The sequence below is a fragment of the Acinetobacter sp. FDAARGOS_494 genome (genome assembly GCF_003812225.1).
GTDB classification, from domain to species: domain Bacteria; phylum Pseudomonadota; class Gammaproteobacteria; order Pseudomonadales; family Moraxellaceae; genus Acinetobacter; species Acinetobacter baumannii.
This window is the reverse complement of sequence record NZ_CP033866.1, coordinates 3221654-3248373: the sequence shown is the minus strand read 5'-3', so window position 1 is coordinate 3248373 and position 26720 is coordinate 3221654. Positions and strand designations below refer to the sequence as shown.

The 26720-nt window shown below is 38.0% G+C and carries 25 protein-coding genes; 10 read left to right on the top strand and 15 right to left on the bottom strand.

Going from position 1 to position 26720, the window contains the following annotated elements; genetic code table 11:
• Positions 1–4: 4 nt before the first annotated feature.
• Positions 5–964, bottom strand: coding sequence for a response regulator transcription factor (locus EG365_RS15825; RefSeq protein WP_000107128.1), 960 nt, complete (start codon positions 962–964; stop codon positions 5–7).
• On the bottom strand, positions 961–4425 hold the full coding sequence (locus EG365_RS15820) for an ATP-binding protein (protein WP_000115408.1): 3465 nt from the start codon (positions 4423–4425) through the stop codon (positions 961–963). The genes EG365_RS15825 and EG365_RS15820 overlap by 4 nt, the downstream gene beginning before the upstream one ends.
• Before the next feature lie 195 nt (positions 4426–4620).
• Between EG365_RS15820 and EG365_RS15815 the strand changes: the two genes are divergently transcribed.
• Positions 4621–6237 (top strand): purine-cytosine permease family protein, encoded by a 1617-nt coding sequence (locus tag EG365_RS15815; RefSeq protein WP_000116422.1) that lies wholly within the window; start codon positions 4621–4623, stop codon positions 6235–6237.
• A 58-nt stretch (positions 6238–6295) separates the two neighbouring features.
• Here the strand turns inward: EG365_RS15815 and EG365_RS15810 are convergent, their stop codons facing one another.
• The gene (locus tag EG365_RS15810; protein WP_000376215.1) at positions 6296–6751 is read right to left on the bottom strand and encodes an Lrp/AsnC family transcriptional regulator; all 456 of its coding nucleotides are present in this window, start codon (positions 6749–6751) and stop codon (positions 6296–6298) included.
• A 156-nt stretch (positions 6752–6907) separates the two neighbouring features.
• Between EG365_RS15810 and EG365_RS15805 the strand changes: the two genes are divergently transcribed.
• A complete protein-coding gene (locus EG365_RS15805; protein WP_000885229.1) occupies positions 6908–7519 on the top strand; it encodes a LysE family translocator in 612 nt (203 codons plus the stop codon).
• Positions 7520–7589: 70 nt separating this feature from the next.
• Here the strand turns inward: EG365_RS15805 and EG365_RS15800 are convergent, their stop codons facing one another.
• Positions 7590–8201 carry a LexA family protein gene (locus EG365_RS15800; RefSeq protein WP_001124846.1) on the bottom strand — a complete coding sequence of 204 codons (612 nt, stop codon included), beginning with the start codon at positions 8199–8201 and terminating at the stop codon, positions 7590–7592.
• A 282-nt stretch (positions 8202–8483) separates the two neighbouring features.
• Here EG365_RS15800 and EG365_RS15795 point away from each other — a divergent pair, with 282 nt between their 5' ends.
• Positions 8484–8720 (top strand): hypothetical protein, encoded by a 237-nt coding sequence (locus EG365_RS15795; RefSeq protein WP_000795915.1) that lies wholly within the window; start codon positions 8484–8486, stop codon positions 8718–8720.
• Positions 8721–8780: 60 nt separating this feature from the next.
• Here the strand turns inward: EG365_RS15795 and EG365_RS15790 are convergent, their stop codons facing one another.
• A complete protein-coding gene (locus EG365_RS15790) occupies positions 8781–9953 on the bottom strand; it encodes a KGG domain-containing protein (RefSeq protein WP_000024240.1) in 1173 nt (390 codons plus the stop codon).
• Positions 9954–10437: 484 nt separating this feature from the next.
• Here EG365_RS15790 and EG365_RS15785 point away from each other — a divergent pair, with 484 nt between their 5' ends.
• Both EG365_RS15785 and EG365_RS15780 read left to right on the top strand, forming a co-directional pair.
• Positions 10438–10851 (top strand): DUF6367 family protein, encoded by a 414-nt coding sequence (locus EG365_RS15785; RefSeq protein WP_000983628.1) that lies wholly within the window; start codon positions 10438–10440, stop codon positions 10849–10851.
• A 141-nt stretch (positions 10852–10992) separates the two neighbouring features.
• Entirely contained in the window at positions 10993–11871 is an 879-nt protein-coding gene (locus EG365_RS15780; RefSeq protein WP_000432330.1) for an SDR family oxidoreductase, read from the top strand.
• Between the two features lie 56 nt (positions 11872–11927).
• Here the strand turns inward: EG365_RS15780 and katE are convergent, their stop codons facing one another.
• Entirely contained in the window at positions 11928–14072 is a 2145-nt protein-coding gene (katE, locus tag EG365_RS15775) for a catalase HPII (RefSeq protein WP_001990041.1), read from the bottom strand.
• A 54-nt stretch (positions 14073–14126) separates the two neighbouring features.
• Positions 14127–15536 (bottom strand): iron-containing redox enzyme family protein, encoded by a 1410-nt coding sequence (locus EG365_RS15770; RefSeq protein WP_001145693.1) that lies wholly within the window; start codon positions 15534–15536, stop codon positions 14127–14129.
• A 315-nt stretch (positions 15537–15851) separates the two neighbouring features.
• On the opposite strand from EG365_RS15770, the gene EG365_RS15765 reads away from it, so the two are divergent.
• The 3 genes from EG365_RS15765 to surA1 all read left to right on the top strand — a co-directional run bounded on the left by EG365_RS15765 (position 15852) and on the right by surA1 (position 17179).
• Complete coding sequence (locus tag EG365_RS15765) at positions 15852–16331, top strand: CinA family protein (protein WP_000482091.1); 480 nt, start codon at positions 15852–15854, stop codon at positions 16329–16331.
• Positions 16332–16615: 284 nt separating this feature from the next.
• Complete coding sequence (locus EG365_RS19345; RefSeq protein WP_033839439.1) at positions 16616–16756, top strand: hypothetical protein; 141 nt, start codon at positions 16616–16618, stop codon at positions 16754–16756.
• Positions 16757–16861: 105 nt separating this feature from the next.
• A complete protein-coding gene (gene surA1, locus EG365_RS15760; protein WP_000132044.1) occupies positions 16862–17179 on the top strand; it encodes a surface antigen protein 1 in 318 nt (105 codons plus the stop codon).
• Between the two features lie 84 nt (positions 17180–17263).
• Here the strand turns inward: surA1 and EG365_RS15755 are convergent, their stop codons facing one another.
• The 3 genes from EG365_RS15755 to EG365_RS19340 form a co-directional block, all read right to left on the bottom strand.
• A complete protein-coding gene (locus tag EG365_RS15755; RefSeq protein ID WP_000498477.1) occupies positions 17264–17485 on the bottom strand; it encodes a hypothetical protein in 222 nt (73 codons plus the stop codon).
• 87 nt (positions 17486–17572) lie between these two features.
• On the bottom strand, positions 17573–18001 hold the full coding sequence (locus EG365_RS15750) for a hypothetical protein (RefSeq protein ID WP_001136759.1): 429 nt from the start codon (positions 17999–18001) through the stop codon (positions 17573–17575).
• Positions 18002–18270: 269 nt separating this feature from the next.
• On the bottom strand, positions 18271–18414 hold the full coding sequence (locus EG365_RS19340; protein WP_000251637.1) for a hypothetical protein: 144 nt from the start codon (positions 18412–18414) through the stop codon (positions 18271–18273).
• Between the two features lie 969 nt (positions 18415–19383).
• Between EG365_RS19340 and EG365_RS15745 the strand changes: the two genes are divergently transcribed.
• Positions 19384–19674, top strand: a complete 291-nt coding sequence (locus tag EG365_RS15745; protein ID WP_001984002.1) for a hypothetical protein — start codon at positions 19384–19386, stop codon at positions 19672–19674.
• A 1-nt stretch (position 19675) separates the two neighbouring features.
• On the opposite strand, the gene EG365_RS15740 is transcribed toward EG365_RS15745, so the two are convergent.
• The gene (locus EG365_RS15740; RefSeq protein ID WP_000119782.1) at positions 19676–20581 is read right to left on the bottom strand and encodes a LysR family transcriptional regulator; all 906 of its coding nucleotides are present in this window, start codon (positions 20579–20581) and stop codon (positions 19676–19678) included.
• A 111-nt stretch (positions 20582–20692) separates the two neighbouring features.
• Here EG365_RS15740 and EG365_RS15735 point away from each other — a divergent pair, with 111 nt between their 5' ends.
• Positions 20693–21931 (top strand): SGNH/GDSL hydrolase family protein, encoded by a 1239-nt coding sequence (locus EG365_RS15735; protein ID WP_000781116.1) that lies wholly within the window; start codon positions 20693–20695, stop codon positions 21929–21931.
• 45 nt (positions 21932–21976) lie between these two features.
• Here EG365_RS15735 and EG365_RS15730 read toward each other — a convergent pair whose 3' ends face one another.
• From EG365_RS15730 to EG365_RS15715, 4 genes are all read right to left on the bottom strand, one after another.
• Positions 21977–23260 (bottom strand): DcaP family trimeric outer membrane transporter, encoded by a 1284-nt coding sequence (locus tag EG365_RS15730; protein ID WP_002022633.1) that lies wholly within the window; start codon positions 23258–23260, stop codon positions 21977–21979.
• Between the two features lie 243 nt (positions 23261–23503).
• Positions 23504–24175 (bottom strand): class I SAM-dependent methyltransferase, encoded by a 672-nt coding sequence (locus EG365_RS15725; RefSeq protein WP_001029909.1) that lies wholly within the window; start codon positions 24173–24175, stop codon positions 23504–23506.
• A gap of 70 nt (positions 24176–24245) precedes the next feature.
• Complete coding sequence (locus EG365_RS15720) at positions 24246–25940, bottom strand: AMP-binding protein (protein WP_001183739.1); 1695 nt, start codon at positions 25938–25940, stop codon at positions 24246–24248.
• 111 nt (positions 25941–26051) lie between these two features.
• On the bottom strand, positions 26052–26669 hold the full coding sequence (locus EG365_RS15715) for a TetR/AcrR family transcriptional regulator (protein WP_000120691.1): 618 nt from the start codon (positions 26667–26669) through the stop codon (positions 26052–26054).
• Between the last annotated feature and the right edge of the window lie 51 nt (positions 26670–26720).

The window sequence follows — 26720 nt, the reverse complement described above, 5'->3', positions numbered from 1 at the left end:
TAAATTAGTGAAACTCTTGCACCAAACTATTAATATGCGCCACCGCAGCAGTTCGGTTTTCAACGCAAAGTTTTTCAAAAACATGCTCTAAATGTTTATTCACTGTCCGTGGACTAAGCTCCAAAATTTCTGCAATGTCTTTATTGGTTTTTCCTAACAACAACCAGTGCATGACTTCTGCTTCACGTTGAGTCAACTGCGGGCAATATTTTAAAATATCAGCCATTTCCAAAGCTGGCGTAGAAGTTTTTATCTGGATAAGATAATTTTTTGCCACACTTGGTTCAGTTTCCCACGGTGTAAGCAATAAAAGCTGTAATTGCTGAGATGGTGTTGAATAAGAACAGCTGGTTAATTTTTTAGGGTCTTTTTCATGCTCTAAGTCTGAAAACCAAGCTTTTAAGCCTGCTTCAAAACCTTCTAATTCAGGTAAATATTGATTTAGTAGATCACTGGCTTTTTGGGTTTTCCACACAATTTTACCGTGAACATCTAGCGCAAGAATGGCTGTTTCCGTTGCATCAATCACCTGTTTCTGTTGCTGCAATAGTTTGGCATGTGCCAAATGTGTTTTTACCCTTGCTAATACTTCTTCAATATTCAGTGGCTTAGTTACGTAGTCCACCCCGCCGACCTGAAAACCACGCACAATATGCTCTGTCTCAGACAAACCTGTCATAAAAATAACGGGAATAAACTGCGTAATTGGACTCGCTTTAAGCTGTATACAACTTTCAAAACCGTCCATATGTGGCATATTGCCATCAAGTAAAATCATATCTGGTAAGCATCGGTGTGCAATTTCAATTGCACTTAACCCATCGGTTGTAACAAGCACGCGATAACCTGCCTGATCCAGACTTTCATGTAACAAGCCTAAATTTTCCGGCACATCATCCACAATCAGAATAACAGCCTGCTCGTTTGGTGAAGCTTGCTGAAAAGAAACATGTTGCGTACTCATTGCTTATCCTGAATTAACCGTTGGGCGTGTTTTAAATCAAATTTTTGAATCGCCTGTTCAAGCTGTTCCCATAACTCGTTATGCTTTGGAAAATTTTGACGACATTGCGTTAAAGTCTGTTGAATTCCACGAATGTACCCCTGTCCAATCAAGTCATTTAACTGTTGTAAGCTTTGCGGAAAATCGAGCAGCTCATTATTTTCCGGTTGTTGGATTAGCGTATGAACAGCAACTTGCTCTTGCTTATATATATTTAAATCGAGTGCTTGAACTTCATTATTTTCAAGGAGTGTCTCTGATTTGGAATCAATCCACACCAAGCCCAACTTATCTCCAATTTTACTCAGCAACAAATTGAGATCGATTGGTTTTAACATAAAGTCTTCACTTAAGACCGCATCTTGTGGATTGACTTCACGCTCTCCTGCATTCGCTGAAATAATTAAGATCGGCACATTGGTAATATTATTCTGACGCAATAATCGTGCTGTTTCCCACCCGCCCATCAAAGGCATATTTAAATCCATCAAAATCAGGTTCGGCTGAAAAATAGGTACACGTCTTAAACAATCAATGCCCGACTCGGCTTCTTCAATCATAAATCCCAAAGGTTTGAGAAAATTAGCGACTAGGCCTCGGTCCACAGCTTCATTATCGACAACCAAAATTCGTTTTCGTTCGCCTTGATAACCCGTAATTTGGTTGGAGTAGACATTAGAAATTGGATGAACTACTTCTTTTGAAGGTAAATAAAACTTAATCTTAAATTGTGAACCCTGATTGAGCTGACTGGTCACAGATAGCTGGCCACCGAGTAAATCGACCAACAATTTTACAATGGGTAGTCCGAGTCCTATTCCGGTAAATCCGCCTTGTACTACATTGCTGCCCCGTTCAAACGGGTTAAAGATTCGCTCTAAATCTGCCTCTGCAATACCACAGCCCGTATCTCTAATTTCAAAATAAGCCGTTTGAAAACGGTATTCGACTTTTAAAGTAATTGTGCCGCTTGTCGTAAACTTTAAAGCATTGCCCAGTAAATTGATGAGCACTTGCTCTAAGCGTTTTTTGTCGGTACGAACGTAGTGCGGTAGGTTTTCTCCAATTTCATAAACAAACTGTAAATTCTTCTGTTCAAACTGTGGCTGAAACATTTGAATAATCTGTTCAATAAAATTGGGGAAATGCACATCCACTACATTTAAAGAAATCTTGCCTGTTTCAATGCGTGCTAAATCTAGTAAACCGTCAATGAGTGAAGTCAAATGCTGCCCACTACGGCTAATCACCCCGAGCGCCATTTTGCCTTGTTCAGAGAGTTGTTCTTGTTTTTGAAGTAATTGGCTATAGCCCAAAATACTATTTAGAGGCGTTCGTAATTCATGGCTAATGCCAATGACATAACGGCTTTTTGCATCATTGGCCCGTTCTGCTGCTATTCTGGCGTCTTGTAAGTCTTTTGAAGTGACTTCATGGGCAGCAATTTCATCAATCAATAATGCTGTTTGCTGATGCGTTTCGATTTCGGCATTACGTCGGCTTTCATCGTTTAACACTAACCACCATGCTGCAACACTCATCAATAAAAATAAAATGGTGTAAATTTTTACAAACAGTGTAAATAACTGCGGAACGGCTGCGGCATTAATGGTTTCTAAATAGGTTTTTTCTTGGATATAAACCAGACTCAAGCTCACTGCCAAAACAATAGACAGCCCTAGAGTCAGTAATAAATATAAACTGACCCTGCTATTTAAACGGCTCGCCCAACGTTCTGGTAAATAATGCCAAATGGCTTTTTTGAGTTGTACTGACCAACGTGCATCGGGTTTACATAAATCGTGGCAGCGTGCTTCTAGTGAACAGCATAGAGAGCAAATCGTACCGTTATAGGCTGGGCAACCCGCCATATCAGCAAGCTCATAGTCCCGTTCACACACGACACAGTTAGCAACCAAAGTCGCCTGAATTTTTTCAGGCTGACGTGCAATGTAATATTTGCCTGTGGTTAGGTAAGCAATAACAGGAACGCATAAAACCGCACTCCCCAAAGCAATAAAACTTGCTAAACCTTTCGCCATGAGACCGAAAAAGCCCAAATAGCTCAGCATCGATAACACTGAAGCGATGAGTAATGCGCCCACACCTACGGGGTTAATGTCATATAAATAAGCACGGCGAAATTCAATTCCCTTCGGGCTTAGACCTAAAGGCTTACAGATAATTAAATCGGCAACAACGGCGCCAATCCATGCCAAAGCGATATTGCTATATAGTCCCAAAATGCGTTCAACTGCATGGCTAATGCCCATTTCCATTAAAACAATGGCAATAAACACGTTAAAAAGAAGCCAGACAATTCGTCCCGGATGGCTATGAGTTAAACGAGCAAAAAAGTTTGACCAAGCTAAAGAGCCAGCGTAGGCATTGGTCATATTAATTTTAATTTGTGCCAAGCAAACCAGTGCTAGAGTCAATATTAACGCTAGCTGAGGATTTGGAATAAACTGCTGATAAGCAACCCAATATAAATAAGTCGGATTGTCTAGTTCAGAGACAGGAATAAACAGCTGAAAAGCCAACACCATCAGCAGCATGCCCATCAAAACTTTTAAAAATCCAAAAATAATCCAAGATGGACCACCTAAAAAAACGGCAAAACGCCATGCAGTTCTATTCTTTTCTTTTTGCGGTAAGAAACGTAAATAGTCGGCTTGCTCACCAATTTGGATCACAAATGAAAAAATAAGAGTGCACGCCGCACCAAAGTAATACAGATTAAAATCGGTCGAGTTTGAAACTGCCCCAACAAAATGCAGACTACTACTTAAAATTTGTGGTTGTTTCCAAAGTACAAAAAACCACGGTAATAACAGCAATAAGAGCCAGATTGGCTGAGTGACTGCCTGAACTTTGTTAATAAAACCAATGCCTTTGACCACTAAAGGCAAAATCACTAAGGCAGAAATTAAGTAACCAATAACTTGCGGAATGCCTAAGGCCAGCTCAAGTGCCATCGCCATAATTGCGGCTTCAAACGCAAGCAAAATAAAGGTAAAGCTGGCATAAATCAGAGATGTAATGGTCGAGCCAATGTAGCCAAAACCTGCACCACGAGTAAGCAAATCAACATCTACATTATATTTTGCGGCGTAGTAACTAATCGGCCAACTGGTTAAAAATATAATGGTACATACGACAATTGCTGCCCATAATGCATTGCTAAAGCCATACTGCCAAAGCATGGTTGCCCCAATGGCTTCCATAGCCAAAAAGCTAACTGTAGAAATTGCAGTATTGGTTACCGTCCAAGGCGACCATTTTCGTACTGAGGTAGGTGCATAGCGGAGTGCATAATCTTCGATACTTTCATCTGCCACCCAAATATTATATTCACGGCGTGTTTTGATCACACGTTGTGGCGCTTGTTGGGGACGTGAAGTATCTGGCATAACACTCATGTTTTGGATAGGGCTGCATTAAACCCAGCAATCCTTATGCCAAAAGTCATTTATCATGGCGATTTTTTCTAATACGCACATATACGCAAAATAACGTATTTTCAATTTTTCCCAAAAATCACACACTCAAAACCATCAAAAAACAATGATCAATATTTGTGTTGATTGACCGAAAATGATTGGGAGATTGATGTTATGAGTGTATCTGAACATCCAAATCTGGACACTGTGCAAGGTGCAGATTCACAAAAAGCAGTGAATGAAACCTTAGAAGATTATACTTTACGTTATGCTCCACACAGCTTTCGGCGCTGGAGTCCCAAAGTTGTTGCTATTACTGCACTTGGTGGTATTGCCTATCTTGCTGACTTTTCTATTGGTGCCAGTATTGGTATGTCTTATGGAACAACCAATGCTGTTTTCTCCATTTTATTTGCAGCGATTATTATCTTCTTAACCGGCATCCCTTTAGCCTACTACGCAGCTCGCTATAACATCGACCTTGACTTGATTACCCGCGGTGCAGGTTTCGGTTATATCGGTTCGGTCCTGACCAGTATCATTTTCGCCAGTTTCACCTTTATTTTCTTTGCCCTTGAAGGTTCAATCATGGCGCAAGGATTATTGCTCGGTTTAGGCATTCCGCTTTGGGCTGGCTACCTCATCTCAACCGTTATGGTTATTCCGCTGGTGATTTACGGCATGAAAGCTTTAAGTAAATTACAAGTCTGGACTACCCCACTTTGGCTCGTTCTGATGATTGGTCCGGTGGCTTATCTGATTTACCAAGAACCTACCTTAGTTAGCCAGTTTGCAACGTTTACAGGTCATGAAGGTTTTGCACCTGTAGATATGGCAGCGATTATGCTTGGTGCAGGTATATGCTTATCCCTCATCATGCAAATCGGTGAGCAAATTGACTACCTACGCTTCATGCCTGCAAAAACAAAAGAAAATAGCAAAGCATGGTGGGCAGCGGTTATTTCAGCGGGTCCGGGCTGGGTAATTTTAGGAGCGATCAAACAAATTATTGGGGCGTTTTTAGGTTTCTATTTACTCACTAAAATACCGGGCGTAAACAGCACTGAACCTGTTCAACAGTTTAATGCGGCGTTTCATGACATGCTTCCGGGCTGGGCGGCTTTAACACTTGCGGTTATTTTGGTGGTTATTTCTCAAATTAAAATTAATGTGACCAATGCTTACTCTGGTTCCCTCGCATGGACAAGTGCCTACACTCGTATTAGCAAACATTATCCGGGGCGTATTGTCTTTGTGATCGTAAACTTGGCAATTGCGCTTGCTTTGATGGAAGGCAACATGTTTGCGGTACTGGGTAAAATCTTAGGATTCTATTCAAACTTTGCAATTGCATGGGTTGTGGTTGTCGCAACAGACATTTCAATCAACAAATATGTTTTAAAACTTTCACCAAAAGAACCGGAATACCGCCGTGACATGCTCTACAACGTAAACCCTGTCGGTATGGTTGCTTTCCTTGTATCAGCAGGTTTATCGATTGCAGCATTCTTCGGATTATTGGGTAGTTTCCTAGCGCCTTACTCTCCAATTATTGCACTTGTACTTGCCTTTGTATTAACACCAATCATGGGCCTATTAACCAAAGGGAAATACTACATCAAGTCACACGATGACGGCGTTAAAGAACCACGTTACGATGCTGAAGGTACTCCTGTAGCAACTGTTTATCACTGCCGCGTATGTGAGCAAGGCTATGAGCGTCCAGATATTATGTTCTCTCACAAACATAACGGTACAATTTGTTCTTTGTGTAAAACACTCGATGCTTAGCCCCCTTTACCAATTAAAAAAGAAGCTTTAAAGCTTCTTTTTTTTTACATCTGATGATTTAGCCAATCGGAAATAAGCGCTCAGGTACCACATCTTTCATCACAATGGTTGAGATGAGCCGTTGCACACTTGGAATAGCAGATAATTTTTCGTCATATAAACGCTGAAAAGCTGGTAAATCTCTAGCAACAACATGGAGTAAATAGTCAGGTTCACCAAACAAACGCTGCGCCTGAATAATTTGCGGAATCTCAATCACGGCATTTTCAAACTTCTCAACCGCCTGTTTATCGCCTTCTTTAAGCGTAATAAAAACAATCGCTGAAAACTCAAAACCGACTAAGTTTGGGTCGAGTTCTGCCCGATAGCCTTTGATAGCTCCCGACTCTTCTAAAGCCTTCACTCGTCTGTGACAAGGTGAAATGCTCAAACCAACTTTTTCTGCCAACTCAGTGATAGATAATCGGCCATTTAATTGCAATTCAGCAAGAATCTTTTTATCTGTGCGATCCATTTAGAAAAATTTACCCCAAATGCATATGATATGAGCAAACATTTAAAAGCACATTCTAAATACATGAGCATATTATTTTCAACAAGCTCGAATAAATAGGGATTTTTTCTAAACCACGGGCGAAACCTTTGGAAAATAGTTTGCCGAGATAAGCATATGGCTTTTAACATTTTTATTGCATTTTGGAGTGTCTCCATTCTTTTTATTATTACGCCAGGGGCAGACTGGGCCTACGCCATTTCCGCAGGTATTAAGGGTAAAGTCGTCGTCCCCGCTGTCGCAGGTATGCTATTTGGGCACTTTATTACGATTTTATTGGTAGCGGCTGGTGTTGGTCTGCTTGTAGCAAATAACCCAACTGCTCTGATGATCCTTACTGTTGCGGGTTCTGCTTATTTATTATGGATGGGAATAAATTTATTACTCACCCCTCCTACTCCGAACGAGTCTGGTTCTGAAAAGGCTCAGTCATGGTTGAGATGGGCTACCAAAGGCGTTTATGTGAGTGGATTAAACCCGAAAGTTTTTTTACTTTTTTTAGCTCTGCTTCCTCAGTTTATTGATACTACTGCTTCATGGTCAGTGACAACGCAAATTCTTGCCTTTGGTGTTGTCCACATAATTAGCTGCGCGATAATTTACTTAATGGTGGGTTATGGTTCAGAAGCCATTTTGAAAACCAGACCACAGGCAGCCCAATTAGTTGGCCGTTTTTCGGGTGGCTTGATGGTTGTTATCGCAACGTGCTTATTGATTGGGCAAATTTAAAAGTCATTTAGGAAAAAGTTACTGACTCACTTTTCGGGTCGGTAACTTAAATAATAAATATAAGAAAAATTTATCTCATTCGTTTGAGGTTATAGGTCACGACTCCCCAAATCACCAGTTCTTGCCCCTCTTCAATATAAATATTTTGATAATCAGGGTTTTCTGCTTTCAGCCACACTTTAGGGGGGTGAAATTGGGTATCAATCATTAAGCGCTTAACAGTGAAATCATTGTCGATAAGTGCAATCACTATATCGCCCGATTTAGCGGGAATACTACGGTCCACAATAAGCGGATCATCAATATCAATTCCGGCATCTAACATAGACAACGAATTGGCTTTGACAATAAAGGTGGCATTTTCATTTCTAATTAAATATTCATTTAAATCGAGTGCTTGCTCAATATCGTCTTGCGCTGGTGATGGGAAACCCGCAGCAACACGTTCTGTCGCCAAAGGAATGTGGTAAATTTTATCGTTGTTCGGATGAACCTGCTGTATCTTTAGTTTTGAAGTGAAATCTGTCTGGTTATTGGTTTTGACATTATTCAGTAACCAATTTTTGATAAAGTTGACTTGAGATTCAGGAACACGAATCACTTTGGTGGGTTCATTGAACTGTGCTTTACGGCCGGCGTTTTCCCGTGCACCGCCATGCTCGAATTCTTTCTTCTTTGGCATATCGCCTCCATTTCACCGTTCAAATCCTACACAAACAATGTAACTTGAAAAAGTTACATTTTCAAGTTGACGAAATATTTTTTTTGCATAACAATAAATTTCATGATCAGATTTTAATCCATTTTGCTTTTAACAGGGATGTTAAAACGGAAATGGTAATTTGAAGAGAATCAAAACCTATTGTGAAATAGTTCTTATTACTGACTGTTTTGATTTTTATCAATGAAATTCTGAACACTTAAATATGAGTTAGATTCAGTTTTTGGTATGGAGACATGCGAAATGAAAAATCAACGTGATGCAGTTTTAGGTTATGCAGATGAACAACATGCCTACTATATCCGTCTTATTGAAAATGATGCGGTATTAGGCGAAAGCTATGGAATTTTCTGTGAAAATCCGGAAAGTGAAGCAGCCGAAAGTATTATGACGACACTATTTTTAAAGAAATCATTTTGGTTAAATGGCTCAGAATTCACAGATATTGTAAAAGGCTTACATCCCCTTACCCACTCATAAGTTTAAAATAATAAAAATAAAGGAGGCATAATGCCTCCTTTATTCTCAAAAACTGTTTGCTTAAGACGTAAAGCGTCCATAAGCATCGCGTTTTTGATTACGAGAGTTCTGACCACGACCATCTGAACGGCCACGGCGGTCATCATCGTCGTCATCGTCATCACGACGGCTGCGACCACGGCCTCGGCCACCTGAACGACCACGATCATCATCTTCATCGTCATCATCATAACGACTGCGGCCACGGCCTCGACCACCTGAACGACCGCGATCATCATCTTCATCGTCATCATCACGACGGCTGCGGCCACGACCTCGGCCACCTGAACGGCCACGTTCATCATCTTCATCGTCGTCATCATAACGACTGCGGCCACGGCCTCGGCCACCTGAACGACCACGATCATCATCTTCGTCATCATCGTCACGACGGCTGCGGCCACGACCTCGACCGCCTGAACGGCCACGGTCATCATCTTCATCGTCGTCATCATAACGGCTGCGACCACGACCTCGGCCACCTGAGCGACCGCGATCATCATCTTCATCGTCGTCATCACGACGGCTGCGACCACGGCCTCGGCCACCTGAACGGCCACGATCATCATCTTCATCGTCGTCATCATAACGGCTGCGACCACGACCTCGGCCACCTGAACGGCCACGATCATCATCTTCATCGTCGTCATCACGACGGCTGCGGCCACGACCTCGACCGCCTGAACGACCGCGATCATCATCTTCATCGTCGTCATCACGGCGGCTGCGACCACGACCTCGGCCACCTGAGCGACCGCGATCATCATCTTCGTCGTCATCATCACGACCGCGACCACGGCCACGACCGCCTGAGCGACCGCGATCATCATCTTCGTCGTCATCATCATAACGACTGCGGCCACGGCCTCGACCACTTGAACGGCCTCGGTCATCATCTTCGTCGTCATCATAACGGCTGCGACCACGACCATTACGATCATCGTTTTTATGACTTAAAGCACCAGCTTCACGAGCCTCTTCTGAGGTAAATTCATGTGCGTTACCACTGGCATGTGCAGCACGGCCAGCTTCACGAGCTTCTTCTGAAGTAAATTCATGCGCATTGCCACTGGCATGTGCAGCTCGCCCACCTTTACTGGCTATTTCTCTGACTCTTTCAGGATCCATACTTGCAAATCCACGATTTGAAGTACCTGAACTATTGTTATCATCTTCATATCTAGTATTAGCCATAGTTATATCTTCCTATATTAAAATTATAAGTCGCTACCGCTTTTATTGAACGGATAAATTTAAGATAAGAGATTTAAAATATTTTTATACCCATGCTATGTTTCAATCTTTTTAAATGTATATAATTTAAATTTCAAATAAAAACTCCAACTTCATTATTTAAATAAATATTTTCTTAGTTAAAATATTTATAAATTATTAGCTACTTTTACTTTTTAAATACTCACCATACTTATTATTACTCAAACCTACATAACAATATATTTTTACAAATACATTTAAAAATTCAGGCTAAATAACACAAACTTTCATAACATACAAATCAATAAAAAACAAAAACATCTTCACTATTGAAGAAACAAACCTAAAATATAATTAAAATTATTTAAAAACAATAACATAAACCATTAATTTTGCATAAAAACTTTACTTGAGTGATTAAAATCAAGATTTAAAATTAACATATAATATTTGTGAGAAAAGAATGATGCAACCTACTCATACACACTCAACGCTACAATATATTCATATTTCTGTACCTGAAATTTTACTCAGTAATATTCAAATAAAAAATTCTTGGCAAGATTATAACCAAGAATGGAGCTATAGATTAGACCCGCCTCACGCAAGCCATCCTTTTCAGAGAGACTTGTATATTATTAAATCAAAAAATATTGAAACGGAAGATATAAAAAAAATATTAGATAATATAGTTGTTAAAAACAGTAAAAATAAAGATGACTTAAAAAATATAGTCGAAGCGGAAACAGTAATAAAAGAAATTTTAGATTTATCTAATTATATACCTATAGAAAATTGGCTAAATGATACAGGTAATCGATCAATTGTTGAAAGTATGATTGATAAAAACAAGGTTAAATTATTAGATATTATCTAACCTAACTTGATATGTTATATTTTTTTACATCCTTATATATAAAATAACAAAGACAACTTTTTAAAAAAGACTATTTACTCATATTCACGTGCAAATTAACCAATATAGAGGGACTGAAAATTAAATAGAGGTAGTCTAGACATGGAAAATACAACGAATCAGTATCCATCAGAAGTTCCTGCACAAGTTCAACCTCATCAACCAGGTGATCAGGAGAAAATGCATCCTGAACCAGAAATTATTAAAGCATCCCATAAAGGCAGTGAAAAACTAAAAGGCAAAGTTGCCGTCATTAGCGGTGGTGATAGCGGTATAGGCCGTTCAGTTGCCGTACTATTTGCCCGTGAAGGTGCCGATATTGCTGTACTGTACCTTAAAGAAGACCAAGATGCCGAAATTACTAAACAGCTTATTGAAAAGGAAGGACAACAATGTCTTTTATTAAAAGGTGATATTTCCGATCCAGACCTTGCAAAACAAAATATTGATAAGGTTTTACAGCATTTTGGAAAAATTAATATTTTAGTGAATAATGCGGGTGTGCAATATCAACAAAAAGAAATTGAAAGTATTAGTAATGAACAATTAGAAAAAACATTTAAAACAAATATTTTTACCATGTTTTATTTAACCAAAGAAGCCATTCCTTATATGGAGGAAGGCGATAGCATTATTAACACCACCAGTATTACCAGTTACCAAGGTCATGATGAGTTGATTGACTATGCAAGTACTAAAGGTGCAATTACCTCTTTTACTCGTAGTCTATCGAACAATTTAATGAAGCAGAAAAAAGGTATTCGTGTAAATGGTGTTGCACCAGGCCCAATCTGGACTCCCCTTATTCCAAGTAGTTTCGATGCCGAGACTGTCGAAAAGTTTGGTAAAGATACCCCAATGGGTAGAATGGGTCAGCCAAGTGAAGTCGCCCCTGCTTATCTTTTCCTTGCCTCAGATGATGCAAGTTATATTACTGGTCAGGTTATTCATGTAAATGGTGGTCAAATTGTTAATGGCTAATAACATAATTTAGAAAAAGCCCTGAAAGCGTTTAAACTTTCAGGGCTTTTTTTTATTTAAGCCGGTACATGTGCGGCTATTTGTTCTCGTGACCAAACACGGTGTGCTTTAATCAGGTTCTTAAATTTTTCCGCAACATGCTGGAACTCATCTTCAATTAAAGTTCCTTCATCTGCCACTAAACCTAATGGTTCAAGCAAATCAGATTTATTACCCAAAAATACGATTGGCTTTAAGTGCTTATAAGCTTCGAGTAAGTAATGGCGAGCTACCCCGTCTTGCATAACCGTATTTAGGTTATCGCCATCCGGAATAATTACCGCATCATAGGCAATTGAAGGCTCAGACATTTGCATGCCATCAGCCACAATAACGTTATCTTTATGATCTTTGACTGGAGCCAAGCTCGGCGCTAGTAAGTGAAGGATTACGCCTTCTTTAATTGCCCAGTTTTTAATAGCTTCTAATGCGTCAGACTTCACCATGTTATGGATAAGTACGGCAACTTTTCTACCTTGAATATCTTCAGGTGGGAAAGCTAAAAAAGATAACTTGGCAGATTTTTCAACTGCTGTTTTCTTATAACTTAGGGTTAAGTCAGGCACTTCAATACCTAAATTTGCCCCTACTTGGCGTGCCAAATCTAAGTCGATATTAGCCAAAATTTGTTGAACTTGACGCTCACGAATATGCTTTCTTTGAACTTTACTTAATTCAAAAGTATAGGCATCGACCACATGTTTTTGTTCATGCGGTGCAAGGCTTTTGTAATAAAGTCGTGGTTGAGAGAAATAATCAGAGAACGTCTCACTTCTTTGACGAAGTTTATGCCCACTAATTTTTTCAGGATAACTTTCAAAACCACCATTTGATGCCGCTGGCGGTGTCTCTACTGGCCAATTTCCATCAATTGAGTTTGGTTGATATGCAGCCTGTCCTTTATGAATGGTATGCTGATGAATACCATCACGTTGATTGTTATGGAATGGACACACAGGTTTGTTAATCGGAATTTGGTGAAAGTTTGGTCCACCTAAACGGCTTAACTGGGTATCTGTGTATGAAAATAGACGGGCTTGTAAAAGTGGGTCATCAGTAAAATCAATACCAGGTACTACATGACCCGGACAGAAAGCTACCTGCTCTGTTTCAGCAAAGAAGTTATCTACATTTCTATTTAAAACAAATCGGCCAATTGGCGTAACAGGAACTAATTCTTCAGGAATAATTTTTGTTGGGTCCAGCAAATCGAAGTCAAAGTTCATTTCATCTTCTTCTTCGACAATCTGCACGCCGAGTTCCCATTCTGGATAAAAACCGTGCTCAATTGCTTCATAAAGATCACGACGGTGGAAATCCGGGTCTTTACCTGCAAGTTTTTGAGCTTCATCCCATACCAGCGCACTTAAACCTTGTTTTGGTGTCCAGTGAAATTTCACAAAATGTGATTTACCTTCAGCATTAATTAAACGGAACGTATGAACACCAAACCCTTGGATCGAACGTAAGTTACGAGGAATCGCACGGTCTGACATTGCCCAAATTACAGCATGTGCTGACTCGGGCACTAAAGACACAAAATCCCAGAAAGTATCATGCGCAGTTGCACCCGTTGGAATTTCTGTGTCCGGTTCAGGTTTTACCGCATGTACAAAGTCTGGAAATTTAATCCCGTCTTGCACAAAAAAGACAGGTGCGTTATTTCCTACCAAGTCGAAGTTACCTTCTTGGGTATAAAACTTAATGGCAAAACCGCGAATATCACGGACAGTATCGGCTGAACCACGAGGCCCTTGGACTGTTGAAAAACGTACAAAAATAGGCGTCTGAATAGTTGGGTCTGTCAAGAATCCAGCTTTGGTTAAACGTTCGTTTCCTTCATATGCCTGAAAATAACCATGTGCCCCTACACCACGCGCATGCACAATACGCTCAGGTATACGCTCATGGTCAAAGTGGGTGATTTTTTCTCTTAAAATGAAATCTTCCAATAAAGTCGAGCCACGAATACCCGCTCTTAAGCTATTTTGGTTATCCGCTATTTTAACCCCCTGATTTGTGGTTAAAGCTTCATTAGTTGCATCATCTCTAACTGTGTCTAACTGTTCAGTTTTCTGGGTAGTATTGGCTTTATTTGCTGCATCGGCACCAGCCATTTCACTTGTTTTATTGGTTGATTTAGTATTGTCGTTCATGTCCATTACCTATGTTTTTGAAAGTTAAACTTGGGGTTGAAGTAGAAAACGTTTATAAAACTAGTTTTTAAACGTACCTAAATAAGGAAAAAGGAGTTCTACGTATTTACGAGTACTCCAAAGACCAATACTTTTATGATGAGAATCTGGGGCAAGAAACGGAGTAAGTTTGCAAATCTTTATGGCAAGGTCACTTGATTGTTGGACGCGCTCTTGTAGTGCATCAAGTTCGCCATCCGAGATATAACTAAATAGATAGTCCTGAATACGCTGGCTATTCTTTAGTTCTCTGCTGTATGCCAAGAAGCTAGAAGAATGATCACTACCAGCAATCCAGTCATGAATAATTTGGCGCTCTACAGGGTTAAACACCCCAAACATTTTTCCATTTTCTTCATTAATCATTCGCCAGAATACGCTCTGTTCAGGGTCGGTATTAAACTTAATCCATTTGTGTTCAGTTAAATGAGTGATTAAACCTGCAATGTCATCGGGATTTGATAACCATTGATTAATGGTCTTGCACCCAAACTGTCTGGTTTCGTTATGGATTAACTGACCGACAAGCGCCTTTCTTTTGAAAATTCTATGGACAAAGTCTTCAGTATTTAAATTTTTTATAATGTTTGAAGAGGACACCCCATGATTATTAAGGGCAAAACCACGTTTTAGCTTGGTCAAGAAGAGTTCTTTATCTCTATATTGATTATAAATATCTTCAATAACTTTAATGGCTTTATAGGCATGACCATTGTCAATATTGTCGATAGTGATATGAAGATTAAAGTATTTAGAATCAATACCTAGTTCAGCAAGCTCATAATTCGAAATTAAAAGATGCAGTGGTAACTGCTCATAGCCTAAATTAAAACCCACAATCTCTGGAATAAACTCAGGAGGCGCATAACCCAGAGCAAGCTGCACAACTGCTTGATGATAATACTCGTCTTCTAAAAGCAGATCGAAACTGTCTAGCCCTAGACTGCGTAAAAGGTCATCATAGATACAGACATGGTTTGCTTTTGGCTCACCTAACCCAAGCTCTTCGAGATAAGTAATAATTAATTCATGAAAAATAGGATCATTCCAATAATGCACTGAGCTATATAGCCATGCACCGTCTACTTTTTTGGTTGGAGATACCTTTATTAAAAACTCAAATGCCTGAGCGACGTTCTTAAAATACTCTCTATCTTGACCAGATTGTCTACGATTTAAATATGCCTGAAATTCCTGACAATTTTTTTTATTATCGTTTTCACACCATGCCTTAATCAAATTGATATCCGAAGGAAAATCTATTTCCTTCATCTCTAGTTTATCTATCTCTTTAACAAGAAAATCTCTAGCCTTTTTCTCTTTCTCAAAGCTAGAAACATCAGGATCAAGGAAAAAAACAAACAATTCATAATAATTTTGTTGATTATCTTGTAATAAGTCTAATAATCGTTTTTTCACTACAACAGGCATTTTCATTCTCCGTTTGTGAGATATCAATTACCATACGTCACCCTAACTATAATCGAGTTTTAAGTTTGTTATTTTGCGTTATTAAAAAACAGGGTAAATACAATAAATCTAAAAAATTCATAGACATATAAAATAACGCAAAATTACATTTAAACTTTTAGTATTATTTAAGCTGCTGTTTTTATATAAAATTTGCAAATCTTAATCCAATTTTACATTAACTTCACCATCAAAATTATAAACATTAAAAAAATAACAAAGCAAACAATTAAATAGTTTTATAACATTTTAAAAACAATTGTAGGGAGAATTAAAATGTTCAATAAATGTTGCGAATTATTAGCAAAGGAAAAAATTAAAATTGCATTTTTTGAAAGTGCCTCTGCGGGCTACCTTGCTTATCGTTTCTCTTTAAGTCCTTATTCAGGCGATATTCTGATTGGAAGCCTTGTGAGTTACGACCTTCGCGTAAAGGAAAATACCTTGCATATTTCAGAAGAGCTTATTGAAAAATATACTGCAGAATCAATGCAAGTAACTGTTGAAATGATTAATAAAGGTAAAGAACTTTTACATGCTGACCTGTATGTTGCCTGCACAGGTCTTTTGAAAAAAGGCGGCTCTGAAACACCAGAAAAACCTGTAGGTACTTTCTTTTACTCAATATATTATAAAAATAATTTTTATAATTTTAGACGTGTTTTAAGGGGTCCTGCCTTTTTAAAACTAAGAAAGTTGATTTACTATGTTACTCAAGATATAAAACTTATTATATTAGAAGACAAAAGGCGTTAATTTTATATAAAAGTTAACAAATATACATTTAGAAATATTTATTATCTTTCTTAAATATTATGTGCTGAAATGTAATTTTTTAAATGTTCATATTAATAATGTTTATGACTTAAAATTACATACATTAAAAATCAGCAAGTTATTTAAAATTTATAAATTTTAAGTTTACAGTTAAATATAGGGTAACACCCCTACCCTACACATTTAAAATCTACATGTTTTAATAACCCTATCTGAAGCTCTCAGATAAAACACATCGTCATAATTGATATGAGGTATTAAAAATGAGCACTACTAATAATCAAGCAAATCAACGCAATAATCAGCAGCAACAACAACAGCAAAATGATAACCGCGGCCAACAACAAGGATCTAACCAAAAAGATTCTGGCCAACAAAACTCAAATAACAACCAACAACGTTAATCGTTTGTAGTTGTTCTTTGATGCGGTCGATCATTTAGGAAGGTGACCTCACCTTCCTAAATCAAAATATAAGCATAAAATTCAATAAAATATGAGGGAATTCTGATGACAGATCAAAATACAGATCATGCTCAATTGGTAGCTGGCGATCATAACTATTCTGACTCTCGCTGGCGCGAAAGCTATCTTACTCGACCTTATTATCAAGAAGCGCAATTAACTACACCAGATCTAGATTATGATCGTGATTTTTCTGCAGCTTATGAACTTGGTCATCGAGCTCGTTCTGAATCTAAAGAAGGAACTCAGTTTGAAGATATGGAAGGCAGCTTGCAGCAAAAATGGGAAGAGCTAAAAGCTGAGTCCCGCCTAAAATGGGAACACGCTAAACAAGCGATTAAAGATGCGTGGGATGATATTTAACATCCTCAAAAGGTCCATAGCTATAAGCTTATTTCCTATTGGCCCTGGGAAATAGGCTTTTTTATTGTCCTAAAATTATGAGCATTAAAAAAATGGTGGCATATTAAAATTATGACTAAGATATTGATTTGCTAAATTTGGATCATCAAAAACTTCTTTTTTAAATTGTACGCTCGGTGTTGTAGCGAGTACATGTGTCGGCTTAATAGTAACTTCCACTACATACTTATTTTGCTCATACTTGGCTTTTACGCCATAAATCTCAGAATCATTAATGCAAGTTCCATCTGTAAAATATACAAACATACGTACTACCTTAAATATTACTCATCATAGCGGTCTTATTAAAAATAAAGCCTGACTCAGATAATCAGGTCAGGCCTTTCATCAAAATTAACTTTGATTTTTCTTAAAATATTCAATTATTTCTTCCCCATTATTTACAGGCTTTTTCTGCGAAGGGTAAGTTTCTTCATAGGCATAGGCGGGTAAAGTAATTTTAGCTCGAATTGGAGGTAATTTTTCTTGTCCACCTGTGGTAATTCGCTCAATAAAACCAGCAAGCCAAAGTACAAACTCCTGAGTATTTTTACTTTTAGGAATAAGACTTAAATCCAATTTAATTTTTGACTCTTGCAAAGGTTTAATGAGTATTTCGGCAAAATCAATATAATTATATAAAAGCTTTAATTTTGTCCCCTTTATTTCTTGTCTGAGTTCAATCATCAAATTATTAAGATCTTCCATCGGATCATCCGTAAAGCCTTTTTTTTCTTTAACATTTTGATATATTTTCTCAGCTATTTTTAAATATTGGGGCATATCCTTACCTTTTATAGTTCGCTCTTACTAAAATGAATTTTGGATGAATATAAGTAAGCTATTGTGTTTGTTTTATTAACTTTTTGAAACGGTAACTTAAGATTGCAACAAAACGGTAACAACAAATTCTCCAAATTGTAAAAACAAAATAAATATTTGATTAATTTTATATTTTTATATATTTCATTATTATTAAATTATATTTTTTATATAAAATAACGATTAAAAAAGCCTACTAATAAAGTAGGCTTTTGAAAGAAGCTAATCTATTACGAGTTTTTATTCATGTCATGAGATGTAGCTGGATCACTTGCTTCATGCATGCCGTCATTTCTTGAATTACGATCTTGGCAAGCACTCATACCCATAGCAATTGCCAACACCATACTTACTGCACAAAAGATTCTTACCATTTAAATCACCTTTATAAATATTAAAATGTAGGTTTATGAATAACATTATCTTATGTTGGCCTACCGCAGTGGTTCTCTTAACTTTTGTAGATTATGCAAGCTTTTGTAAAAACCAAAAATTATGATTAATAAAATTATATTTCTTGCAATTGATATTTTGGTTATTTTTTGGCAAGCAGTGTTTAGGAGGCTCAGGTCATGTTATAAAAATCGAATTATTAAATAGTTTAGCCAAACAACACACCTAATTAGAGATATTGATATACTATACAAATAAACAATTAATAAATATTTGATATATAAGATTAAAAAATAATAGTGTGACTTATATTCAAATTATTTATATTCATATTATATTTTTTAATTTTTCTATTTTCTAAATAAAAACAGTGAAATATTTATATCAAGTTATATAAATCAATCTTTTATTTTTGCAATTGACCCACCCCAATGCTCAGCTTATGATGCTCGCGCTGACCAATTTTGTCAGTCGGTTTTAGCAGACCGTCTACCTAAGTGCACTAAAAACACGTTTTTTGGTGTGACGCCCCTCGTGCCTTTGATGGAGGAACGGGAGTGGGACACCCTTGGGTGTGCTGGTTTCTTAGGTATCAGTCTGCTAACCCTCTTTCGTTTCGCCACCATAATAATGAGCAATGAGTGGGCATAACTTCTTTTAACCAAGGAGTCACTCATGACTATTATTCTATATTTTTTAAATTCTTTTATTAAACCTACTTACATTCAACCTCTTTTACTCAAGCAGTCATTTCTTAGAGTTCTTTCTCATCCTCTGTTTAAAAGAACTACACACTATAGAGTTCGAAAAATTTTTACTTAATCTTTTTGTGTACCCATCTTGATATACAAGATTGGGGGCAGAAGTTTTATGTATTCAAAATCACATAAAGATTAAAACTTCTATCAACATCACTTAACGATAACAACAACCCATGAAGAGTAACAAGAATGTTTTTTCTCTATCGTTTTGTTTTGGTGAGCCTTCTGACAATAGGTGTTTTAAATTTGATGGGGTGCAGGCCAATGAGTAAAAATGAATTTAATACGCGTTGTGTATGGGCCGGACATGACCTTTCAGCGTGTAATTGTATTTATAATTCTTTAGAGCAGCATTATTCACCTCAATTTGTAGAAAGTTTACCAAAATTAAGTTTGCAAAATATTGATGCAAAAATGAACTTTGTAGAAACCATGAATCAAACGATGCAGCAGTGCCAATTGAGTGCGAGCAAACACTAAACTAATTTATAGAGGCATGCTCTACCAAAAAATCCAAGAATGTACGTACGCGATTAGGAACATACTTATCGTGGCCAATCCAGACAGCATGAAATTCTTCAGAAGCATGAATATTCCAATCTTCAAGAATTTTGACGAGTTGTTTTTGCTGTAACGCATTTCGAATCTGGAATTCATTTAGTTGAGCAATACCGGCACCTGCCAGTGCTAACTGTAAAATTGCTTCGCCATGGTTTACTTTTAAAACTTTAGAGGGGGTTAGGCTGATTTCCTGAGTTGCTTTTTTAAATAACCAGGTTTTGTTCTGGCGCTGATAACTTACATCTAAAAGCTGATGTTCATGTAGTTCATCTGGATGCTCAGGACAACCGTACTTTTCAATATATAGAGGAGAGCAAACATACTGTTTATAAGTACTGCCAAGCGAGCGGGCCACCAGATTGGAGCTTTTCAAAGGTCCTGTTCGAATCGCAACATCAATTCTTTGTTCAACCAAATTAATTACTTCATCACTCAAATGAGCTTCTAATTCAATTTCCGGGTAACGTTGATTAAACAAACTAATGCATGGCAATAAAAAGTGTATCCAATATGAAAAACTGGTATGGATTCTAATTCGCCCTTTCGGTATATGATTTGCGGTAACCGATTGTTCCAGTTCGTCCAAGTCATTGAGTATTTGAATGCCTTGCTCATAAAACTGGCATCCTTCACTGGTAAGCTGAAACTGACGTGTTGAACGATTGAGTAGCCTGACACCCAATCTTTTTTCTAAACGAGAAATTAACTTGCTTACGGCAGACGGCGTCATGTTACATGCTCTTGCTACCGCTGAAAAACTTCCAAGCTCGACCACTCTTATAAAAATTGCCAACTCGCCAGAACGATTGATATCAAAATAAGACATAGCAAAATTTATTTATGAATTGTATTCACAAATCTTATTCCGCTTAGACCGCTATAACAAGGCATCAATTTGTTTCAACATACCTTTAATTCGTTTTAAAGAGTTCTTGAGATGAAACTTTATCAAGCTACCCTATTTTCTTTTGTTTTAATTACGAGCTTTGCACAAGCTGATGTAGAAAACAGCCAATGGATTACCACTTGGTCTGCGAGCCCTCAAAAAGTCTGGAATAAAGACTTCGTTTTTCCAACACTCATTCCAGAGCAAGTATCTAATCAGACTATTAGACAAATGAGTAAAATTAGTTTGGGCGGTGAAGCGGTTCGGCTCGTTTTTACCAATCAATATGGTAAACAGCCACTTTATATTGATGAAACAACGATTGGTTTAGCGAACGCAGCAACTCTAAAATCTAAGAGCATCTATCCCGTTTATTTTTCTGGTCAACTTAAAGCAAGAATTTTACCCGGCAAACAACTCATAAGTGATCCAATTCAGTTGCCTGTACCCGATCATACTCAATTGGTGGTGAATAGCTTTATTCAAAAGCCTACAACGTTTAAAACATTTCATTGGGATGCCAAACAAACCAGTTGGCTGATTAGAGGAAATCAGACAACAAATTTAACTACACCAATCGATGCCAAAACAACGACGGCACGGTTATTACTGTCTGCAATAGAGGTAAAACCCAAACAAAAGGCTCATGTAGTTGCAGTTGTTGGAGACTCAATTACCGATGGGGCGACTGCAACCTTAGATGCAAATACAAGATGGACCGATTTTTTAGCGAAACGTTTATCTGTACATCGTATGGCCGTAGTTAATAATGGCATTTCAGGAAATCGATTACTTACCGATGGTATGGGTGATAGCGTTTTAAAACGTTTAAACAGTGAGATATTTCAATATTCAGGCGTTAAAACTTTAATTGTTTTGGTTGGTATCAATGACATTTCATGGCCCGGTACAGCTTTTGCACCTAAACAGCAAATACCCTCTTTTGAGGCGCTCACTCAAGGTTATCGACGTGTTGTAAGTGAGGCCCATAAACATAATATTCAGGTGATTGGTACAACCTTACTTCCGTTCTCTGGTGCTTTGCCTAATACCCCTTTAGATAATTATTATCAACCCAACAAAGATCAATTACGTCAGCGCATTAACCACTGGATAAGAACTAGCCATACCTTTGATGGTGTGCTTGATCTTGATGAAGGCTTAAAAGATCCAAAACATCCCAATCGATTAAATCCAATTTATGATTCTGGAGATCATTTACATCCTAATGATCGCGGCAATCAGCATATGGCAGAATTGGTAGATTTAGATCAAATTATTAAAAATTAATCATTCCCCCATCAGGTGAAATCTTCACATGATGGGGCTGCTTATTTAAAAATCATAACTCGCTATCATGTTGAAGCGGTTATCAATCCCGTTACGATTATCAAATGTTTCTCGTTCCCCATAAACATATTCGATACCCAAAGTAATCGGCTTATACGGGTTATAAAGTGCATTCACCCAACCTTGCCAAAGCTGTTTGTTTTGGGTGGTACTAGTACGCTGTAATTCGGCAAAACGGTTATCATCTTTAGCCTTCATATAGCCATAGCCTAAAGTCGAGCGAATTTGCGGTGTAAATTGATGAGTGATACCCAAAGAAACCGTGTCAAATTCATTGCTATGCATATTATTTTGATCATCTATTGCATAGCCACTGTTACTCCATAGCAAGAAACGTCCATCACCCTTAACATGGTAATAATCGGCTTTAAGTAATGTATCAGGGGTAATTTGATATTTACCGCCCAAGCCTACCCCCCACGCCCACTCGCTATCATTGTTAGTTCTTTTTTCTGCAACAAAACTACGGCCTGAAAGCATTGAACCATTGGCAAATTTATGATTTAAACGCCCCACTAAAGCGGGTAAACGCATTTTATTATCTGGATCTGTTGCCGCAGTATATTTCGGGTCTTCAACTGATACTGCAAAACTTGTATTTGCCGTTAAGTTATCGCTATAGCGAACAAGCGGTGATCTTAATAATGCACTACCTACAAATGTACCTGCATCAATCGTTTCTGGGTAATATTCAGGGGCAATAAATGTCGACCATGTTTGACCAATAAGCCATTTATCAAAAGTTAAATAGGCATGACGTATCCGAAACTGATCACGTGTAGCCGCCCCAAAAAAGTCCATTTCTAACTTTCCGCCTACGTCACCAACGGCTGTAGGGGTTTTAAAATTCAATCCAAAGCGTGTCACATACACAGTACTGTGCAACTGGTCTTTCTGGGCAGATTCTTCTGGCGTATTTTCAAGAGGAACGCCGCTAATATTGTTATACATGCTAGATGCACCCTTAATTTGATAAGAAGCATCTGCTCGTATATAACCGTATAAGTTAAATTCCGCACCAGATTTAGTTAATGTTTGCTGTATAGGTGGTGGAGCTTGAGTAACTACAGGAGCAGCTTGTTCTACTCTTCTTTGAGCTAAAGATTTTTGAGCCTCCATATTAATTTGTAGCATAGCTCGTAGTTCTTTTATTTCTTGGCGAAGTTGCTCTATTTCTGGGTTTACTTGGCCTGCAAAAGCAGAAGACATAAGCAGAGTCACAGAAACTGCCAACAAGCTTTTTTGAACCGTTGTATTTAAAATTTTCATCATGAAATTTTCCTTTAGACCTTTAAGTAGTCTTAAAAGTCTCGACATCCTTTTTGTTATGTACCTATCTAAAATAGATCCTTGAAAATTTGCCTTTCTTTCACAAGAAAGACGTTCCCTCATATTTTTTAGATCCACCCTCCCTAGTGCAGCAAAAGCAACTTTTTAATTTTCCATTTTTTATATTCTCTTCCAGATTGAGAATATTCGGTTTTAAACCCTTATTTATATTCCCCAATAGTATTATTTTTTTGCAATAATCCCTTGATAAGTCAAAATTTGCGTATATGGCTGTACGCTTTCAAAGCCTGTCTCTTCCAAAAGTTTTATATATCCTTCAGTCGTTAAACTAAAAAAGTCCTCCGCCATACGCTCCAACATTTTTTGACATTGTTCTTCTGTTAACCCTTGAGCCAAACACAAATAATGTAATGCTTGAAGCTGCTGTGGATTTACACAAGTCATGAGGTCATAGGTAAGTAAAGGCGCCTTTTCTTTTAAGCGCTTATAAATATCCTTAAAGAAGGCTGGTTTTATGTCATCTGCAATAAAATGAGCCACGAGAATAGAAAGTGCAGCATCAAAGCAACTCTCGAGAGGTAAAGCTGAAGTTTCACCGTGAACAAAAGTGACTTGGGTAGATTTACCTAAAATCTCCACCTGCTCCTGAGCTTTTTGCAGCATGGTTAAAGATGGATCAACCGCTGTAAATTGCCAGTTTGGATGTCTTTTAAGTAAATAATCGAGTTCGTAACCCGTACCACAGCCCACAATTAAGATATGAGCATCTGGTGGCAACACCGACTGCAAAATGGCATCCACCTGTTGGTGGATCACTTCATAGCCCGGAATTAATTTACGAATATGCACATCATATCCTTCGACTACTTTAGGGCTATTAAAGTCTTTTGCCATTTTGCGTGTCCTCTATTGAAACCGTATTTCGATTTTCCTTTGCTGCACTTTGACCGAGCTTTTGACTTATTTAGTCAAAGACATTTCCCGTTAAATTAAGTTCAGCTCGCATAATTTCCTGCAATTTAAACTTTTGGGCTTTGCCAGAAGCAGTCATTGGAAACTCATTAAAGAATCGGACATAACGCGGCACTTTGTTGTGTGAAATGTGTTCTTTGCAAAATTGGCGGATGCTGTCTTCATCGACTTGGTGATGCTCATGCAGAATAATGCATGCACAAAGTTCTTCACCATATTTCGCATCTGGCAAGCCAATCACCTGTACATCGCTTACGTCTGGATGAGTATATAAAAAGTCTTCAATCTCTTTTGGAAAGAGGTTTTCCCCACCACGGATCACGACATCTTTAATACGGCCTTTAATTTTAATAAAACCGTCTTGATCCATCTCGGCAATGTCACCCGTATGCATCCAGCCAGCCGCGTCAATCACTTCACGGGTCTTTTCCTCTTCACCCCAATAACCAGCCATCACTGAATAACCACGGACGCATAGCTCCCCTAAAGTCCCTTGCGGAACAATTTGCCCTTCTAGATCAACAATTTTAATTTCAACATGCGGATGAACATGCCCAACTGTGCTTACTCGCTTATCAATCGAATCGTTTACCGAGCTTTGTACACTCACTGGCGAGGTTTCGGTCATGCCATAACAAATGGTGATTTCAGACATATGCATTCGGTCTATAACACGTTGCATAATTTCACGTGGACAAGGACTACCTGCCATAATGCCTGTTCTTAAGCTCGACAGATCAAAATCATTAAACTGTTCATGCTCTAAGGTTGCAATAAACATGGTTGGTACGCCATAAGCTGCCGTACAACGTTCTTGATGAATCGCTTTTAAAGTTTCCAAAGGATTAAATACAGCCGATGGATAGACCATGGTTGCCCCATGCGTCACACACGCCAGATTCCCCATCACCATGCCAAAACAATGGAACAATGGCACAGAAATACAGACTTTATCTTGGGGGGTTAAACGAATGCCTTCACCGACAAAATAACCATTATTTAAAATATTATGATGGGTTAACATGGTCCCTTTCGGGTTACCTGTTGTACCTGAGGTAAATTGGATATTAATAGTTTCATCAAACTGGAGCTGTCTGGCTAATTGTTTTAATTGTTCTAGCTGTTCAGAAGTTGGTGTAGTTAGTAAATCACTAAAACGATAAATACCGGTATGTTGTTGATCATCAATTTTAATGACAAATTTTAAATGTGGCAGTCGTTCTGAACTGAGCACTTTATCTGTACAGGTGGTTAACTCAGGAGCAATTTTTGTGAGTAATTCTTGATAATCCGTCGTTTTAAATTGAGAAGCAATAATCAATCCTTTGCATGAGACCTTATTCAACACATATTCAAGCTCATGACTTTTATAAGCTGTATTTAGATTGACTAAAATAATCCCTGCTTTAAAAGCTGCAAACTGCGTGATGGTCCATTCCACACAGTTAGGTGACCAAATCGCTAATCGGTCTCCTTTTTTTAATCCCAATTTTAATAGGCTACAAGCAAAAGCGTTTACTTCATCCTGTAAAGCTTTATAGGTTAATCGTCTGTTTTGATGAAAACTGACAATCGCTTCCTTTTCAGCATATTGCTGACAGGCCTGATCAAATTGTTCACCAATGGTCATACCCAATAAGGGTTGTGTACTTGGTCCCGAGGCGTAGCTTAACCGTTCTTGTTGCATTGAATCATTCTCCTTGATTCTTTGTAATTCTCTTCTTACCTGATCTAATTGTTGTTACTGCAACTACTTTTCCAAACTACTTATTTTGTGTTGTTTTATCCTTTATATGCCCTATTTTTTCTGCACAGCATCCACACAAAAGTCAGCAATCTGTTTTGAAAAATAGTCTTTATGCGCATGATCAAACTTTGTATTTTGAGCTGGGTCTAGGGGTTCAACCACCACATAAGTCATAGCACCGACTACACAAAGTGCTGCTGTGTTTAAATCATCCAAGATAAACTCACCACTTGCATTTCCATCCGCAAGTATTTTTTTAATACTTTGTTTAATCAATTGCTTCACACGAAAACGCTCATGTTCAACCGTTGAATCGACGGGTTCAAACATGAGTGAATATGCAAGCTGAGGACTATTCAGTGCCCGTTTCACAAAGGTTGCCACCGCCTTGTGTAATTTCTGCTTTGCCGATAAGTCACTTTCGGTAATCGATTCAATCACCAATAGTTCTGTATTAATGGCATCAGACAAAACTTCTATTAGCACTTGGCTTTTATTATCGAAGTAGCGATAAACCAGTCCACTAGATACACCCGCTTGCTCTGCAATTGTTTGTATTTGTGCGTCTTTGAACCCTCCCTCTGAAATTATTTTTCTGGCTGAACTCAAAATCGATTTTCGATTTTGCTCCATCCGCTCTTGCATTAAAGATGATCGTTTATAGCTCATAATTTATTCTCTAACAAATAAAATGAATTGTAAATCATTTTATGAATCTGT

Coding starts and splice junctions, on each gene's coding strand:
- EG365_RS19345 (WP_033839439.1), top strand. CDS start 16,616: ATGAGCACTACTAATAATCAAGCAAATCAACGCAATAATCAGCAGCAA.
- EG365_RS15715 (WP_000120691.1), bottom strand. CDS start 26,669: ATGAGCTATAAACGATCATCTTTAATGCAAGAGCGGATGGAGCAAAAT.
- EG365_RS15725 (WP_001029909.1), bottom strand. CDS start 24,175: ATGGCAAAAGACTTTAATAGCCCTAAAGTAGTCGAAGGATATGATGTG.
- EG365_RS15750 (WP_001136759.1), bottom strand. CDS start 18,001: ATGCCCCAATATTTAAAAATAGCTGAGAAAATATATCAAAATGTTAAA.
- EG365_RS15785 (WP_000983628.1), top strand. CDS start 10,438: ATGATGCAACCTACTCATACACACTCAACGCTACAATATATTCATATT.
- EG365_RS15825 (WP_000107128.1), bottom strand. CDS start 964: ATGAGTACGCAACATGTTTCTTTTCAGCAAGCTTCACCAAACGAGCAG.
- EG365_RS15770 (WP_001145693.1), bottom strand. CDS start 15,536: ATGCCTGTTGTAGTGAAAAAACGATTATTAGACTTATTACAAGATAAT.
- EG365_RS15810 (WP_000376215.1), bottom strand. CDS start 6,751: ATGGATCGCACAGATAAAAAGATTCTTGCTGAATTGCAATTAAATGGC.
- EG365_RS15795 (WP_000795915.1), top strand. CDS start 8,484: ATGAAAAATCAACGTGATGCAGTTTTAGGTTATGCAGATGAACAACAT.
- EG365_RS15720 (WP_001183739.1), bottom strand. CDS start 25,940: ATGCAACAAGAACGGTTAAGCTACGCCTCGGGACCAAGTACACAACCC.
- EG365_RS15765 (WP_000482091.1), top strand. CDS start 15,852: ATGTTCAATAAATGTTGCGAATTATTAGCAAAGGAAAAAATTAAAATT.
- EG365_RS15820 (WP_000115408.1), bottom strand. CDS start 4,425: ATGAGTGTTATGCCAGATACTTCACGTCCCCAACAAGCGCCACAACGT.
- EG365_RS15755 (WP_000498477.1), bottom strand. CDS start 17,485: ATGTTTGTATATTTTACAGATGGAACTTGCATTAATGATTCTGAGATT.
- EG365_RS15800 (WP_001124846.1), bottom strand. CDS start 8,201: ATGCCAAAGAAGAAAGAATTCGAGCATGGCGGTGCACGGGAAAACGCC.
- EG365_RS15745 (WP_001984002.1), top strand. CDS start 19,384: ATGTTTTTTCTCTATCGTTTTGTTTTGGTGAGCCTTCTGACAATAGGT.
- EG365_RS15780 (WP_000432330.1), top strand. CDS start 10,993: ATGGAAAATACAACGAATCAGTATCCATCAGAAGTTCCTGCACAAGTT.
- surA1 (WP_000132044.1), top strand. CDS start 16,862: ATGACAGATCAAAATACAGATCATGCTCAATTGGTAGCTGGCGATCAT.
- katE (WP_001990041.1), bottom strand. CDS start 14,072: ATGGACATGAACGACAATACTAAATCAACCAATAAAACAAGTGAAATG.
- EG365_RS15730 (WP_002022633.1), bottom strand. CDS start 23,260: ATGAAAATTTTAAATACAACGGTTCAAAAAAGCTTGTTGGCAGTTTCT.
- EG365_RS19340 (WP_000251637.1), bottom strand. CDS start 18,414: ATGGTAAGAATCTTTTGTGCAGTAAGTATGGTGTTGGCAATTGCTATG.
- EG365_RS15805 (WP_000885229.1), top strand. CDS start 6,908: ATGGCTTTTAACATTTTTATTGCATTTTGGAGTGTCTCCATTCTTTTT.
- EG365_RS15790 (WP_000024240.1), bottom strand. CDS start 9,953: ATGGCTAATACTAGATATGAAGATGATAACAATAGTTCAGGTACTTCA.
- EG365_RS15735 (WP_000781116.1), top strand. CDS start 20,693: ATGAAACTTTATCAAGCTACCCTATTTTCTTTTGTTTTAATTACGAGC.
- EG365_RS15815 (WP_000116422.1), top strand. CDS start 4,621: ATGAGTGTATCTGAACATCCAAATCTGGACACTGTGCAAGGTGCAGAT.
- EG365_RS15740 (WP_000119782.1), bottom strand. CDS start 20,581: ATGTCTTATTTTGATATCAATCGTTCTGGCGAGTTGGCAATTTTTATA.